Below are 16694 nucleotides of genomic sequence, written 5' to 3'. Positions count from 1 at the left end.
CAATTTCTCCCACAAACACACCCCTTAAAACGAAGTGTGAGGGGACTAATTAGTTTGGTTTTCGCTACGCTGCTGTTTAAAAGAAGCGTAGCTGTTGGTGTCACACTCTTCACAAAGTAAACGCCTCTAAACACTGGAAAGAACCTACACTGCCACTGAGTCTGACACCAAGATTAGACACCAACAGAAAACTACTATTAATATAAGGGCTTACAATAAAAAAGACCTATAAACCAGTTATGCCAAATGACCTATAATGAAAATATGTTCCATAAATATTCATTGAGATGTGGGGAATTATTCCCCTCTTATACCATTTTTTTAGCAACATTCGACAAAAGAAGACAAAAGGACATCAAATGTTTGTGATATAATAATACTAACTTATAGCGCATTTAGGGGGACCATCTACACTATGGAAGAAACTATTAGCTTGCAAGAAATTTTCCAAACGTTGAAGAAAAGAATCGTGTTAATTCTCTCTTTGACCGTGTTGGCAACATTGATAGCGGGAGTCGTTAGTTATTTCTATATAACACCGATCTATCAAGCGTCTACCCAACTTCTAGTGAATCAAGAAAAATCTAAGACTCCGATTTTAAATGTGGGTGAGATTCAAACCAATCTTCAATTGATCAATACGTATAACGTCATAATAAAAAGTCCGGCGATACTAGACATCGTTCGTGATGAGTTGGCATCTGAAACGCTAACTACCGATGCATTAAATGCAAGGATTAGTGTATCAAGCGTTGGGGAATCACAAGTACTAACGATTACTGCGCAAGACCCGGACCAATTTGTCGCTCGTGATATTGCGAATACGACAGCGTCGGTCTTCCAACGGGAAATTTCAAACATTATGAATGTAGATAACGTCAGCATTTTATCGCAAGCGATCGCAACAGAAAATCAGGGACCAATCAAGCCAAACAAAATGCTCAATATGGCAATTGCCATGGTAGTAGGGTTAATGCTTGGTGTTGGGTTAGCTTTCTTGTTAGAGTATTTAGATACATCAATAAAAACGGAACAACAAATTGAAAGACTATTAGTCATTCCGGTCATTGGTGCCATCTCGTCGATGGAGCAAAAAGAACAGGACAAGCTTGCTAAATATCAGCAAACACGTCTACAAGAAGGGGAATCTCTATAAATGAAATTAGGCACTCGAAACAAGAAGTCCAAACAAAGCTTCTCAAAAGAACGTCAACTCATTGCACATCAATCACCTAAATCGCCAATCTCTGAGCAATACCGTACACTACGTACCAACATCGAGTTCGCTTCCATCGATGAACCGGTTCGCACAATTTTATTAACATCTACTGCACCTGGTGAAGGGAAATCTACGACCGCTGCGAACTTAGCAATTGTATTTGCACAACAAGGAAAAAAAGTGCTAATCGTCGATACCGATTTGCGAAACCCAACTGTGCACTACACATTCCGTCTTGCCAATACATTTGGACTAACAAACGTCTTAACAAAACAGGCAACGATGAATGAAGCAGTTCAGATGACAGCGATCAAAGATGTGTTTGTTTTAACATGTGGACCGATTCCACCAAACCCTGCAGAGCTGATTGGGTCGGAATCAATGACTCAGTTCATTGCGAACGCAAAAGAGCACTTTGAAATCGTTATTTTTGATACACCACCAGTTCTAGCCGTAACAGATGCACAAATTTTAGCGAACAAAGTGGATGGCTCGATTTTAGTATTTAGTAGCGGGGATACAAATATCGAAGCGGCGGTGAAAACAAAAGAGATTTTGAGTAATTCAAAATCGAAGCTTTTAGGGGCTGTGTTGAACAAGAAAAAAGCAAAAGACTCACAATATTACTATTACTACGGAAGTAGCTGATTGGACTTGTTGCTTCAATAATATGTAAAAAATACCAATCGTTTCATATAAAATTGTGTTAAAATGATAATTATGTGATGTTAATAGATAAAAAAAGAGAGTGTTGTTAGGTAGATAAAGAGAGATTCAACATTCAACTATTTCGAAAGGGGAGCTCAAGATGATAGACATCCATGCGCATATATTACCGACTCTTGATGATGGAGCACAGACAATGGAAGATAGTTTATTACTGGCAAAACAAGCAGTTGCAGAAGGTATTCATACGATGATCGCAACACCTCATCATAAACATCCAAGTTACAACAACAGCAAATCTGAGGTAGAGAAACAACTTGCATTATTAACTGATGAGCTGCAGAAACATTCGATTCCTTTGAAAGTTGTTGCCGGACAAGAGATTCGTATATATGGAGAATTAACGGATGATTTATCTAAGCATACGGAGTTACTTCCTTTAAATGAGACGAATTACGTATTAATTGAGTTCCCTTCTTCTGAAATACCGAAATTTGCAGATCAGTTGTTTTATGACATTCAAGTAAAAGGGTATACACCAATTATTGCTCATCCTGAGCGCAACAGTGAGTTAGTAAAAAACCCGGATCGGTTGTACCGTTTTATCAAGAACGGCGCATTATCCCAAATCACGGCGGGAAGTCTAGCGGGCAAGTTTGGGAAGAATATTCAAAAGATGTCCATTAAGTTTTTAGATCATAACTTGGCACATGTAATAGCTTCCGATGTACATAATCTAACCACTCGCAACTTCCAGTGGAAAGAGGCTTGGAGAGTGGTAGAGAAAGAGTTTGGCCGTGATGGTGTGGATACGTTCACTTCAAATGCTACGGATATCTTCAATGGGATTCCGATTGCGAAATATCCACCAGAACGAATTTCACAACGAAAGAAGTTGTTTGGCATTGTTTAATAAATTGATTGAAAAGGAGGTAGGGGCGATGAACATCCATAAACGAACATCTTTGTTGATGATGTTAGATTCAGCGATTGTATTGTTCTCAATCTATGCTTGTTACTTCGTCCTCCATCCTTACCTCAATGTCTTCACAAATAACATGTTACTAGTTAGTTCTCTTACGATTTTCCTTGCCCATCATCTTTTCGCGTGGCGCCTTGGATTATATCGTAAAGTGTGGTCGTATGCTTCAGTAGGAGAATTGAAATCCATTGTAAAAGCGGTTACGTTTACCATAGTTGCCGTAATGATCGTTCAATTTGCCCTTATACAAGATATTTATTGGCGTGTTCTATCGTTGACTTGGATGCTTCATGTCATCCTAATCGGTGGATCACGTTTTTCATGGCGTGTTTATGCAGATTCTAGATTCAAAGAAGAAAAAACAAATGGACGAAAACGTACGTTGATTGTGGGAGCGGGTGCTGCAGGAACGATGGTGGCTCGTCAGTTATTACATAGTCATGAAGCTGAACTAAGTCCAGTTGGTTATGTGGACGATGAACGAACAAAGCAACATTTGGAAATCTACGGTGTGAAAGTAATAGGATACTTAAAAGAGATTCCTGAACTTGTCAAAAAACACCGTGTTGAAAATATCGTACTGGCCATTCCGTCTTTATCAAAACACGAATTGGCGGATATTATTAAAATATGTATCGATTCAGGTGCAAAAACGCAACAAATCCCCCGTATTGAAGATTTAATGACAGGTAAAATTTCGGTCAATGCGATGCAAGACGTAAAAATCAGTGATTTACTGGGTCGTGAAGAAGTCGAACTTGATATGGAAGCCATTTCGAAGAAGATTACTGATAAAACGATTATGGTAACGGGTGCTGGCGGATCGATTGGGTCTGAGATTTGTAGACAAGTGATGAGATTTAGTCCTAAGCAGTTGATTTTGGTAGGGCATGGGGAGAATTCTATTTATTTGATTGATCAGGAGCTTCGGAATAACTTTGATGGAGTTACAGACCTTCGACCTGTGATTGCGGATGTGCAAGACAGAGCAAGGATCTTCGACCTTGTGGAAGAGTATAGACCGGATGTGATTTATCATGCGGCTGCTCATAAGCATGTTCCTTTGATGGAGTATAATCCGATGGAAGCTGTGAAGAATAATATTTTTGGGACTAAGAATGTGGCAGAGGCTGCGGACACCTTTGGCGTTGCTAATTTCGTTTTAGTTTCGACAGATAAGGCAGTTAATCCTCCGAATGTGATGGGTGCTACAAAGCGATTTGCGGAGATGATCGTACAGAATTTGGCGAAGGGCAGTAAGACGAAGTTTGCTGCTGTACGTTTTGGGAATGTGTTGGGGTCTCGTGGTAGTGTTGTTCCTTTGTTTAAGAAGCAGATTGCCGCTGGTGGACCGGTTACTATAACTGATATGAGAATGACTCGTTATTTTATGACGATACCTGAAGCCTCACGGCTGGTTATTCAGGCTGGTGCTCTTGCGAGCGGTGGGGAAGTTTTTGTTCTTGATATGGGTGAGCCTGTTAGAATCTTCGATCTTGCGAGTAATTTGATTAAACTTTCTGGGTATTCGGAGGGTGAGATTGAGATTCGTGAGAGTGGGATTCGACCTGGTGAGAAGTTGTTTGAAGAGTTGTTGAATGAGAGTGAGAGACAGAGTGAGGTTGTGTTTCCTAAGATTTATGTTGGGAAGGCTACGCCGATTACCAAGCACGAATTGGTTTATTTACTTGAGAAGATTCCTAGCCTTACGGGGGCTGTGTTGAAGGAATTACTTGTAGGTACTGCTAACCGGCGAAACGTTGAAGAAATTAAGGATACAATTGGCAGTACATAATTTTCTTCCAGCTAATTAGCAATATTCTTATGAACTGTATAAATGGATTTTTAATGAATAATTTAAACATTAAGGCTTCCTAAATAAGGTAAGTGCTAACTCCAGAATCCTTTAGAATAAAGATACAATTTTTACTTTAAATTCCTAAGTTCCTTCTTTTTTAAAAAATATTTGTATTTATATTAAGTATTAGCTAATTCCATTCCATTATGATAATAGAAATAAAATATAAAAGGAAGTATTAATTTTGATAAACATCATGAGGAATGCCTCGTATTTAATGTTTAGTAATGTATTTGTAAAGTTTTTGACGGCACTAGCTGTAATATTGGTTGCCAGACAATTAGGTACTACTGACTATGGAATTCTAAGTTTAGGAATTGCCTATTCTGCAATAATGACTTACTTTACTGACTTTGGTTTGTCACAGACTATAATTAGGGAAGGAACTAAAGAAAATGCTAATCTAGGTGAATTATTGAGCAGTATGTTTAAGATTAAAGTGATTCTATTATCAATTACAATCTTATGTTTTTTTGGCATAATTGAGTTTTCGTATGATGATCCATATATACAAAAGGTAATATACTTCTTGGTAATACCAACCCTTTTGGGTAGTGTCTTGCAAAGTGTGGGCTCTACTTACTTTCAGATTGTTCAAAAAATGGTATACATTGCACTTATTAACTCTGTATTTGGCATTGTGAATGCTATCTCATTATTTATCGGGGTATTTTTAAATTGGGAACTTCATAACATTGCATTAATATATGGGATTTCCAGTCTAGTCGGTGGTATTTTTAGTATATTATTGATTTCTAAGGAAATTAAAATTAAAGGTTGGAACCTCTCGATATTAAATGGCATTTTTTCTTTTAGTTTAGGCGGGTTTGCATTTTTAATTTTACCTCAGCTAGGACCTATTATTTTAGAGAAAATATCAACTTTAGAAGAGGTTGGGCTATTTGTAGCTGCAATGAGAATTCCGGGATTATTACTAGCAATCCCTGGTGTCTTGGCAGTAGCTTTCTATCCAGCTTTATTTAGATTAGGGAATGAAAAAAATGAAGTGGAACATTTGAAAGTTAACATTTTTGAACTTAAAATGGCAACAATTTTAGGAGTAATAATGTCCTTTCCCTTCCTTTTCTATAGTGATTTCATTATATTATTTATTTTTGGAGATGAATGGATTAACGCCTCGGGAGTACTTTCTATTCTTTCGGTATTCGTCCTGCTCAAGACTATTAGTTTCCCCCTTGCAGATGGATTAACGACTAAAGGTTATCAAGGACGCAGAACAGTTATACTAATATTTGGTGTAATAATAGCTATTCTTGCATACTATATTTTTGGAAAAAGTTATGCGAGTACTGGGGCAGCGTTTTCACTTGTTATAACTGAACTTTATTTAGTTCTTGCTTTCATCTTTGCTAATAAGAAAGGTTGGACTTTGTTTAAAAAAGGGGCAGGAATAAATATATTATTATTTTGTTTAATTTACCTTGTTTTTTATTTATTAGACATACAAACCATTAGTCCAATATTTGGTATATTATTATTTTTAACGATATATTTACTTCTACTAATTATATGTGATAAAGAATTTAGAGAAATTATTCGTAATAGGATTTTTCTATGGAAAAAATCAAGAATTAAGTAAGAGTGAAAGAAGGGATATTAATATGAAAATAATAGTCGGTTCTGCTCTATTTTTAGGCATAGGCGGTGTACGATCTTATGTGGATACATTAAAAAAAGCATTAGAAATAAATGGGCACGAGTTTGATATTGCGGAGCCTAATCTCCTGGGTTTGAAGAATAAGATGATTGCATCATTAATGTCTTATGGTAATAAAGATAAAGCTCGAAAAGAGTTGATTAAACTTCAAGCAATAGGTACTCAAAAAAAAATGATTAATATATTGAACAATATTCAAAATAAGAAAAAATGTATTATACATGTTCAAGATGCATTATGCGCAAGTATTGTTAATGATCTAAAAGCGCCTTTAGTATTAACTGTCCATGGACCTTTATCAAGAGAAGTTGGAATGCATGGTAAAACTGGGAATATTTACTATTCTTATTTGTATCAAAGTGAAAAAAAGGGGTATGAAAGGGCAGATAGAATAATAGCGGTTGATACTGGTCAAAAAGAAATAATAATAAATGACTTTGGTATAATGCCGGAAAAAATAAGTGTCATACTAAATGCTGTTGATACTGAATTGTTTGCACCAATTGATACTTCAAATATAAAAAATAATAAACATAACGTTTCATATTATTTAGTTCCACGACGATTAGTTCCTAAAAACGGTGTATCTATAGCAATAGAGGCATTTAAGATATTGGAGGATACAACTGACGAGCTGTGGATTGCTGGAGAAGGTCCTGACAGATCTTCACTTGAAGAACAAGTTAAAAGGGAAAAATTAAGTGGGAAAGTTCGTTTCCTAGGGGCAATAAGCCAAAGAGAAATGGTTGAAATTATGAACTTTTCAAAGGGAATAATAATTCCCTCGATTCCTATTAATGGGGTGATAGAAGCTAGTTCAATATCTGCTCTAGAAGGTATGAGCGTATCTAAACCAGTAATTGCTTCAAATATAGGTGGATTAGCAGAAATGATTATACATAAAAGTAATGGTTTATTATTCGATGCAGGAAATTCTTATATGTTATCAGAAAGCATTAAAATGATAAATTCAAACCTTGATCTTAGTAATCAAATTGGCAAAAGAGCGAGGGAATACGTTATTGAAAATCATAGTAAGGAAGTTTGGATAAAAAAAATCGAAGAAGTTTATCACAAAGCTCATTCTGATTTTTATGTTGGAAATCAGAATATTTAGTTTTTCTTATTAATAAAAAAAGTTAGATTGGGATTAAAGGTGAACATATGAGTCTCAAAAAAATTAATAATATACAAATTAACTTTTTAATTATAGTGGCAAGTGTATTAATTGGTTATTTTTCGACAAAATTCCAACCGACCTTTTTTTTGATTTCCATGTTTATTATTATTAGTTTAGTGTTGGTGATATTTAGAATACAGTATATCTATTCACTAAGTTTGATTGCAATAGTCTTTTGGATACCCATTTTTAAAATTGGGGAATTTAATATTACTATCCTTGATAGTTTTTTAGTACTAATAATTTCGTATTTTTTAATAAAAAGATTTGGTAATCAAAATAAAATTAAGAAAGAGAAAGACGAAATAAATCCTATCTTAATCTTAACAATTTTATTTCTAATTCCAGGAACTATTTCAGCTTTTTATTTTAGCGGAATTAATATCGCAATTATTTCATTTTTACTTGGCATGAAGAAGTGGTTAATTTATTCAGTATTTTTGCTATTAATTCCATTTATGAATAGTAATTCATGGAAAGCAAATTTAAAAATTATTATTATCACAATACTTATCATGTTAGGTTTGAATATATTATCAATTATTAGTAGTGAGCAGCTTAGAATAGTATCAGTGTTTCAAAATCCGAATGTTTATGGAATAATGTGTGTTTTCTTTTTCAATATATCGTTAGGTTTAATTACATCAACATACGTAAAAGGTCCCTTACTTAAGGTTAGTCTAATAGTATCTATTTTATTTTGTGTTTATGGACTTGTAATTTCAGGTTCAAGAACAGCTATGTTTGGATTTTTCTTAGTTACTATATATTGGCTATATTCCCAAAAAGAAAAGAAAGCGAAATTAAAGTTAAGATCAATTATTTTATTTGGAATCTTTATATTAATAATCTTTGTATTATCAAATTCAAACTCCCTCAATAGATGGAATGATCTTTTATCTAATAAAGAAGATACAGCATCAGTAGCTTATAGAGGTGATGCTATAAAGGTAGGATTAAGAATGTTTTTAGATAGCCCTATCGTTGGTTATGGTAACAGCAATTTTAGCGAATTTAGCGGAAATTATGTCAATGAAAATGCTTTATTAATAAATAATCAAATTCAAACAACTGATAATCAGTACACAGATATATTATTAGAAGGAGGAATAGTAGGATTAGCTATATTTATTATTAGTATTCTTCTAATGCTAAAATACCTATTAAAACATATTTTTGGGTCTACTTTTGCTAAAATAAGTTTGGCTAATCTTATTTTACTTATTTTCGCTGGCTTTGGAATGCCTTCTTTCTATTCTCCTTTTAGTTCAGCTATGTATTGGTATTTATTTTCATTTGCAGTTTGGGAAATAAATATTAATGAAACTAAAATAGTTAATAATAAAAAATATTAAAAGATATTTGGGGATGAACTCATTTGAAAAAAATACTTTTCTTTGACTTTGTAACTTCCGTTGGTGGAGTACAAACTGTATTACTGAATATTCTAGAAAAAATGAGTAATATGGGAAACTATTACACTATTTCTTATTTGGATCCCTACAATAATCAATTTACAAATAAAATAAAGAATGCTTTTGTAAAGAAAGAAAAACTCCCAATTTGGCCACAAAAAACTGCTCTTGGCTGGCAGAATAAAAGAACAAGATTCATTTTATTGTTAGCGATGGGACCATTTTATTTGTTTTATTTGTTAAAGTTAACTATGTTTATGAAAAAATTCGATCTTATATATTGTAATCAAAAAAAATCTCTAATAATTACACATTTAGTTAATTTGCTTCTTAGGAAAAAAGTGGTATACCATGCACACGGTTTTAATAAATCAAGTGATATTGGATTGCTATTTAAACACTGTATTAACAGGTCTGATATTGTAATAGCAGTTTCTAAAGATGTAGTTAACAAACTTATAGAATCAGGTGTTTATGCTGAAAAAATACACCTTGTATATAACGGGGTTGATATTAAGGCGATCGATAAAATAAAAGTAAGTGTGCCTAAAAATTATGATTACGATATGAAAAATTTCAATCTTTTTATCGCATGTAGTATTCACGTAGGCAAAGGATTAGACATTTTGATAAGTGCAATAAATGAATTATTCAAAGCAAATTACAAAATAAATTTATATATTGCTGGTAGCGTTCCAAAAGGTGGGAGTTTATTATACTTAACAGAACTAGAAGAGTATGTTAATAAAAATAATTTAATGAATAATGTCTTCTTTTTAGGTTGGCAAGAGAATATTATCGCATTAATGAAGTCTATGGATGCAGTAATATTGCCTTCAATTGTTGAAGAAAGCTTTGGCATGGTTCTTGCCGAAGCAATGGCAATAGGAAGACCGGTAATTGGTTCAGATATTGGAGGAATTAAGGAAGTAATTGATCATGAAAAGAATGGTTACTTAACGAAACCTGGTGATAAAAATGAAATTAAAAAATATTTAATTAAATTGCTAGATAAAAATAAATTATATTTCGAATTCTGTAAAAATTCCAGAATAAAAGCAGAAAAAAGTTTTTCTTTAGACCATCAAGTTTTGGAAATTCACCGACTAATTCAAAGTATATTCTAAGGGGAAAAATATGGATAAGAAAATTTTGATTTTGGCCACAAGAAACACTGCTAGTATAAGTGGAGAACAAAGATATATTTTCCAAAGAGCTTCGACACTTTGGAAAATGTATAATATTCAAACAACAATCATTTCACTTGTTCATAAAAACAAAAAATTTAAAAGAAAACCACAAGTGCCCAATGGTATTATATCACATGTTATTTTCACTGATTTCTTCAAAATATTTTTAGATATTTTTTCACTATTTTTTAAAGGAGTAATTTTTATAAAAAAAAATAGTGTTAATTTTGTTATTTTGAGTGGATCACCAGTGCTGCTTTTTGCACCATTATTAAAAATAATATTCCCAAAAGTAATTCTTATTTGGGATGTTCATGGTGCCATCGAAGAAATACAAGAAGGATCAGGATTTTCAAAAAAAGGAAAATTAAAAAAATTGTTTTTTATATTATGAAGCTTATTGAAAAATATCTTTCTTTCTTTGTAGATTTAAGTATTGTTGTATCCAATAAATTAGGCGCTTATATTGAAGAAGAATATAAAGTGAGAAACTGGTCAAAATATGCATGCTCATTTGATATAAGAGATTGGCCAGTAGAAGAAGAGTATAAGAAAATTAGAGAGAAAGTTAGAAAAAATTTAAAAATATCAAACGAAACAAAAGTTTTTGTTTATGGAGGTTCCCTAGCTCCTTGGCAATGTGTTGAAGAAACAATTTACTTTTTTAAATTGCTACAGAAAAACAAAGAAAATATACATCTTCTTTTTTTAACACCTGAAGTTGAATTAGCAAAGAAAATGTTATCTCAATCTTCAATAGATAAAAATGATTATACCACTCTTTCAGTTGAACCAAATGATATAAAAAATTATTTTATTGCTTCGGATTATGGGTTTTTATTAAGAAAAAATAATCTTACTAATAAAGTAGCTTCCCCAAACAAATTTGCAGAGTATTTAACTGCTGGAATAAAAATAATTATTGGGGAAAACGTGGGAGAGGCCTCTGAAATTGTGAAAAACAATAATTTAGGTTATTTAGTAAATGTAGATAATTTAGTTGTACCAGAGAAGCTTATTGCCGAAATAGATTGTTTAGAACATAGAAACGTTAAGCTTTATAGAGATATTGCTTTTAAATATTTTAATGAAGAATTATTTGCTGAAAACTTAATAGAAAAACTAGAGAGAGTGGTTAATAAGTGAGAATTACTATTGTTTCGGAACAAAGATTCTTTGTTGATAAAAATAATAATTATTATACTACCGCTCCAGATTTTTTTGATAAAATTGCAGATCTATATGGAGAAAAATTAACAATATTAAATTTAGTAGGAAGAGTTGTTTATACGGATAATATTGAACAATTGTTTAAAATTGGTATTAATAGTAAGCTGAATTATTATTCAATAGACAATTTTAATGGTATTAAGGACTTCATGAAAAAACTTATTAATATAAGTTTATCATTACAAAAAATTATATTTAAAAGTGATGTGGTAATTTTAAAGCTGCCGTTTTTAACCTCTATACCAGCTTTTGTTTTTTGTAAAATTTATCGGAAAATTATTGTATCACAGATTGTAGGGGATCCTCAAGAAACGTTAAACTCAATTTCAGGTAACAAAAAAGTTGGAAAACTAGCATTTTTAGTAATGAAGTTTATCATTATTAATTCAGATATAAGGTTTGCTGTTTCAAGTTATCTGAGTAAAAAATATGGATCTAAGAATAAAAAAATCAAAATATCTAATGAATCTTCTTTACTCCAAGAACATTTTTCCCCTCCTGTAATGAAACAAATATTGTCACCTATTAAAATATTATTTGTTGGGAGAATATCAAAAGAAAAAGGAATTAATCTTTTAATTGAAGCATTCAATATAGTAAAAGAAAAATATGATTTAAATCTTACAATTATTGGGGATGGTCCACAAATAACAGAGCTTAAGGAACTTTGTATTAAATTGAATATTATGAATTTAATTGAATTTAAAGGTAAAATTGCATATGGAGATACCCTTTTAAAGGAATATAGAGAAGCAGATATATTTGTTCTTCCTTCTTATTCTGAAGGTCTAGGAAAAGTTGTTTTAGAAGCGATGGCTAATTCAACTAATGTGATAGCTTCAAATGTGGGAGGTCTTCCTGATATTGTAAGAAATAATGAAACGGGACTTCTTTTTAAAGTTGGACAAGTGAATGATTTAGTTGAAAAAATTGAGTATTATCTTGAAAATCCTAAAGAAATGCAAAAAATGAAAGAAATTGCTTATAAATTTGTTAAAGAAAATCATTCATTTAATAATCAACGTATGATTATGTCGAAGGCAATCATATCTTATTATTCTAATAAAAAGAATTTTTAATTCTATTAGAAACAAATTAAATTAGATTTTTATAGTAGTGAAATTTTAGTAATTAGGAGAATTTTAATGAAAAAACTTTTAGTTACTGGTTCTGCTGGCTTTATTGGCAGTCAACTAGTATTAAAATTATTAGAACAGAGCTATAAAGTAGTTGGCGTTGACAACCTTAATAATTATTATGATGTTGAATTAAAAAAATCAAGATTAAATCTATTAATTAATGAAAACTTCAAATTATATAAGTGTGATTTACAAAACCGTCAAGCCATTATGGGGATATTTGAACAAGAGAAGCCAGATATCGTAATTAATTTAGCAGCACAAGCTGGTGTACGGTATAGTCTAGATAATCCTCATGCATATATTGATTCAAATATTGTCGGATTCCTAAATGTCCTCGAAGGATGTCGGCATAATAGTGTTAAACAATTAATTTATGCTTCATCGAGTTCTGTCTATGGAGCTAATACAATTCTACCATTTTCTGTTCATGATAATGTTGACCATCCTCTAAGTCTTTACGCAGCAACAAAAAAAGCGAATGAATTAATGGCACATACTTATAGTAGTCTTTATAATATACCAACGACTGGACTTCGTTTCTTCACCGTTTATGGTCCATGGGGTCGTCCTGATATGGCACTTTTTATGTTCACGAAAAATATCATTGAAGGTCTTCCAATTGATGTGTTTAATAACGGTGAAATGATGCGGGACTTCACATTTGTGGATGATATTGTAGAATCTATATCACGACTAGTTGAAAAACCAGCCCAAACTAATCCATATTGGACAGGAGAGAATCCTGATCCAGGTACAAGCTATGCACCCTATAAAATTTATAACATAGGTAATAATAAACCGGTTAATTTAATGGATTTCATCTCAGCAATTGAAGAAAAGGTAGGGAAAAAAGCAATAATTAACTTTATGCCACTTCAAGCCGGTGATGTTCCAGCAACATATGCAAATGTTGACGACTTATTCAGAGATATTGATTTTAAACCAGAAACCTCTATAAAAGATGGAGTTGGAAAATTTGTAGATTGGTACGTTGACTATTATGAAATCAATTTGAATGAGGTGCAGAATGAATCGTAAAATAGCAATTGTGGGTTTGGGTTATGTAGGATTGCCAGTAGCAGTTGCTTTTGGTAAAGAACGTCATGTAATTGGATTTGATATTAATCCAAATCGAATAAATACATTGAAACAAAATATAGACTATACGAATGAAGTAATATTAGCAGATTTAGAAAAAGCTTCTATTGATTTCACGAATGAAGGACAAAAGTTAGAAGAAGCTGATTTTATTATTATTGCCGTACCAACACCGATTAATGAACATAACCAACCGGACCTAACCCCACTTTTGAAAGCATCTGAAACAGTGGGGAAACATCTGCAAAAAGGGACAATTGTTGTATACGAATCTACCGTATACCCAGGAGCCACCGAAGAAGAATGTGTACCGGTTTTAGAAAGAATGTCAGGTTTGCAATATGGTAAAGATTTCTTTGTTGGCTATTCACCTGAGAGAATTAATCCGGGAGACAAAGAACATACCTTTACTACAATAACAAAAATAGTTTCGGGGCAAACTCCTGAAATTTTAGAGATTGTAGCAGATACATATTCAAGTGTTGTTAAAGCAGGAGTCCATAAGGCTAGTTCAATCAAAGTAGCAGAAGCAGCCAAAGTGATTGAAAATACACAGCGTGATGTAAATATTGCATTAATGAATGAGTTAGCTATGATATTTGATCGTTTGGATATCGATACATCAGAAGTGCTAGCTGCAGCAGGAACTAAGTGGAATTTCTTGAAGTTTTCACCTGGATTAGTAGGGGGGCACTGCATCGGTGTTGATCCATATTATTTAACCCATAAGGCACAAGCAGTTGGTTACCATCCGGATGTTATTCTAGCAGGTCGACGAATTAATGATGGTTTAGGTAAATATATTGCTAGTACATTAGTTAAAAAAATGATTAAAAAAGGCATAGCAGTGCAAGGTTCTACGGTTACTGTATTAGGGTTGACTTTTAAAGAAAATGTTCCAGATTTGCGTAACTCTAAGGTGATTGATGTGATTCGAGAACTCGAGGAGTATGGAGTGAATGTTCAAGTAACAGATCCAAAAGCTGAGTCTAAAGAAGCGGTTCGAGAATACAATGTGTCATTAATTGAATTAGATGACTTAAAACGATCTGATGCAGTTGTTTTTGCAGTACCACATCGGGAATACGTTACTGAAGGATGGAACTTAGTAAATCGTTTACTAAAAGATGTATCGGGAATTGTTGTAGACATTAAGAGTGCATTGGCAAAGGATTCTACTCCAGAATCAATTGAACTTTGGAGATTATAAATGTCAAATCAAGTAAAAATATTGCAAGTATGTGCGATAGACCTAAGTGTAGAAGCTTTATTAAAACCATTGATTGAAAGATCAATGGTTGAAGGTTATACGGTTCACAACGTCTGTACTAATTTAGGTAGATTTGAAGAATTAAAGAGTCAAGGGTTAAATATGATCAATATATCAATTGATCGTAAAATTCATCCCTTAAAAAATGCAAAATCAATATGGAAATTATTTAAGTTAATGAAGAAGGAACAATACGATATTGTGCATGTCCATACTCCAATAGCAGCACTTCTAGGAAGAATTGCCGCTAAACTTGCTGGAGTAAAACATGTGGTTTATACAGCTCATGGTTTTTATTTTCATGATGAGATGTCCAAAAAACAATACAAATTGTTTTATTCCTTAGAGAAATATGCGGCACGGTATTTAACAGATTGGCTTTTTTTGCAAAGCAAAGAAGACTATGAATTGGCAGTGAACGATAAATTCAAATTTCCAAAACGGATTATTCATTTAAGTAATGGTGTGGACATATGGATGAAGTTTAATAATACATTAGTTCCATCAAATGATATTGCTGAGTTCTACTCAAATGAAAATATTAATGAAAAAGATTTTGTATTCTCTTTTACAGGTAGACTAGTAAAAGAGAAAGGGATTTTTGAATTGATAGAATCATTTAAGAGATTAAATATAAAATATCCACATGCTAAATTGATTTTAATAGGTGGGTTGCCTGAGGGAGAACGTGATTTGGAAAGTTATCAAAAGCTAATTAGTGATATCAAGCATGAAAGTATACGTTACCTAGGTTTTCGAAAAGATATTCCTTTATTAATGAATGCATCTGATGTGTACATACTGCCTTCTTATCGTGAAGGTTTACCTCGTTCAATTATTGAAGCGATGGCTATGGAAAAACCCGTTATCGCTACAAATATTCGCGGTTGCCGTGAAGAAGTGTTTGATGGCGAAAATGGATACTTAGTAGAAAAAGAAAATGTACAAGAATTATATGAAGCAATGGAAAAATTAATTAGCAATCCAACTCTAGTTAAACAATTTGGTATGAAAAGTAGAGAAATTGTAGAAGAATTATTTGATGAAGAGAAAGTATTAAGTAAACAGATTGAGTTGTTTAATACCTTAACTAGATAAGTTTTTCATAAACATCAATTACGAAATACTTTAGATGAGAAAAGAGAATGAAATGAAAAGAACTTTTGATTTATTAGTTAGTTCTATTGCTTTAGTTTTGCTATTACCTATTATTGGTTTAACAGCATTATTAATTCAGAAGAAAATAGGCTCGCCTGTACTATTCAAACAAGAACGACCGGGTCTTAATGGTAATTCATTTTATGTATACAAGTTTAGATCTATGACCGATGATCGCGATGTGTATGGTCATTTATTGCCTGATGATATTAGGCTAACTGCTTTTGGAAAAACACTTCGTAAGTTTAGTTTGGATGAACTTCCACAATTATGGAACGTTTTCAAAGGCGATATGAGCATTGTAGGACCACGCCCTTTGTTGGTTGAATATTTATCCTTATATAATTCACGACAGGCCAAAAGACACGATGTCCGACCTGGTATTACCGGTTGGGCACAAGTTAATGGTCGTAATGCAATTTCATGGGAACAGAAGTTTGAATACGATGTATGGTATGTAGAAAATCAGTCATTCTGGTTAGATAATAAAATTCTTTTTATGACGGTATTAAAGGTCTTTAAATCTGAAGGTATCAGTCAAGAAGGACAAGCAACGATGACCAAATTTCAAGGGAACCCAAAATCCAATCACGAAGGTCGTGAATAAT

15 protein-coding genes are annotated in these 16694 nt (G+C 32.7%); all 15 read left to right on the top strand.

The window, feature by feature from the left end; translation table 11 throughout:
- Window positions 1-415 precede the first annotated feature (415 nt).
- The 15 genes from GY23_RS06085 (at window position 416) to GY23_RS06015 (ending at window position 16693) form a co-directional block, all read left to right on the top strand.
- Window positions 416-1156, top strand: a complete 741-nt coding sequence (locus GY23_RS06085) for a YveK family protein (RefSeq protein WP_075618336.1) — start codon at window positions 416-418, stop codon at window positions 1154-1156.
- A complete protein-coding gene (locus GY23_RS06080; protein ID WP_075618335.1) occupies window positions 1157-1867 on the top strand; it encodes a CpsD/CapB family tyrosine-protein kinase in 711 nt (236 codons plus the stop codon).
- A 160-nt stretch (window positions 1868-2027) separates the two neighbouring features.
- Window positions 2028-2798 carry a tyrosine-protein phosphatase gene (locus GY23_RS06075; RefSeq protein ID WP_075618334.1) on the top strand — a complete coding sequence of 257 codons (771 nt, stop codon included), beginning with the start codon at window positions 2028-2030 and terminating at the stop codon, window positions 2796-2798.
- A gap of 28 nt (window positions 2799-2826) precedes the next feature.
- Entirely contained in the window at window positions 2827-4662 is a 1836-nt protein-coding gene (locus GY23_RS06070) for a polysaccharide biosynthesis protein (protein WP_075618333.1), read from the top strand.
- 259 nt (window positions 4663-4921) lie between these two features.
- A complete protein-coding gene (locus GY23_RS06065) occupies window positions 4922-6325 on the top strand; it encodes an oligosaccharide flippase family protein (RefSeq protein WP_075618930.1) in 1404 nt (467 codons plus the stop codon).
- Window positions 6258-7520 carry a glycosyltransferase family 4 protein gene (locus GY23_RS06060; protein ID WP_161487577.1) on the top strand — a complete coding sequence of 421 codons (1263 nt, stop codon included), beginning with the start codon at window positions 6258-6260 and terminating at the stop codon, window positions 7518-7520. Before GY23_RS06065 ends, GY23_RS06060 begins: the two co-directional genes overlap by 68 nt.
- A gap of 221 nt (window positions 7521-7741) precedes the next feature.
- Entirely contained in the window at window positions 7742-8938 is a 1197-nt protein-coding gene (locus GY23_RS06055) for an O-antigen ligase family protein (protein WP_161487576.1), read from the top strand.
- Window positions 8939-8961: 23 nt separating this feature from the next.
- Window positions 8962-10125: a glycosyltransferase family 4 protein gene (locus tag GY23_RS06050; protein ID WP_075618330.1), complete on the top strand. Its 1164-nt coding sequence runs from the start codon at window positions 8962-8964 to the stop codon at window positions 10123-10125.
- Between the two features lie 10 nt (window positions 10126-10135).
- Window positions 10136-10582 (top strand): hypothetical protein, encoded by a 447-nt coding sequence (locus tag GY23_RS06045; protein ID WP_075618329.1) that lies wholly within the window; start codon window positions 10136-10138, stop codon window positions 10580-10582.
- On the top strand, window positions 10579-11334 hold the full coding sequence (locus GY23_RS06040) for a glycosyltransferase (protein ID WP_075618328.1): 756 nt from the start codon (window positions 10579-10581) through the stop codon (window positions 11332-11334). The genes GY23_RS06045 and GY23_RS06040 overlap by 4 nt, the downstream gene beginning before the upstream one ends.
- Window positions 11331-12497: a glycosyltransferase gene (locus tag GY23_RS06035; RefSeq protein ID WP_075618327.1), complete on the top strand. Its 1167-nt coding sequence runs from the start codon at window positions 11331-11333 to the stop codon at window positions 12495-12497. Before GY23_RS06040 ends, GY23_RS06035 begins: the two co-directional genes overlap by 4 nt.
- Window positions 12498-12563: 66 nt before the next feature.
- Window positions 12564-13598 (top strand): NAD-dependent epimerase, encoded by a 1035-nt coding sequence (locus GY23_RS06030; protein WP_075618326.1) that lies wholly within the window; start codon window positions 12564-12566, stop codon window positions 13596-13598.
- The gene (locus tag GY23_RS06025) at window positions 13588-14868 is read left to right on the top strand and encodes a nucleotide sugar dehydrogenase (protein WP_075618325.1); all 1281 of its coding nucleotides are present in this window, start codon (window positions 13588-13590) and stop codon (window positions 14866-14868) included. The genes GY23_RS06030 and GY23_RS06025 overlap by 11 nt, the downstream gene beginning before the upstream one ends.
- Entirely contained in the window at window positions 14869-16026 is a 1158-nt protein-coding gene (locus tag GY23_RS06020; RefSeq protein WP_075618324.1) for a glycosyltransferase family 4 protein, read from the top strand.
- 52 nt (window positions 16027-16078) lie between these two features.
- Complete coding sequence (locus GY23_RS06015; protein WP_075618323.1) at window positions 16079-16693, top strand: sugar transferase; 615 nt, start codon at window positions 16079-16081, stop codon at window positions 16691-16693.
- The last annotated feature ends 1 nt before the right edge of the window (window position 16694 follow it).

Origin of the sequence: Paenisporosarcina indica, assembly GCF_001939075.1 — a bacterium.
In the GTDB taxonomy this organism is placed as follows: domain Bacteria; phylum Bacillota; class Bacilli; order Bacillales_A; family Planococcaceae; genus Paenisporosarcina; species Paenisporosarcina indica.
The sequence above is the reverse complement of the archived record's forward strand: the minus strand, read 5'-3'. Positions and strand labels throughout refer to the sequence as shown.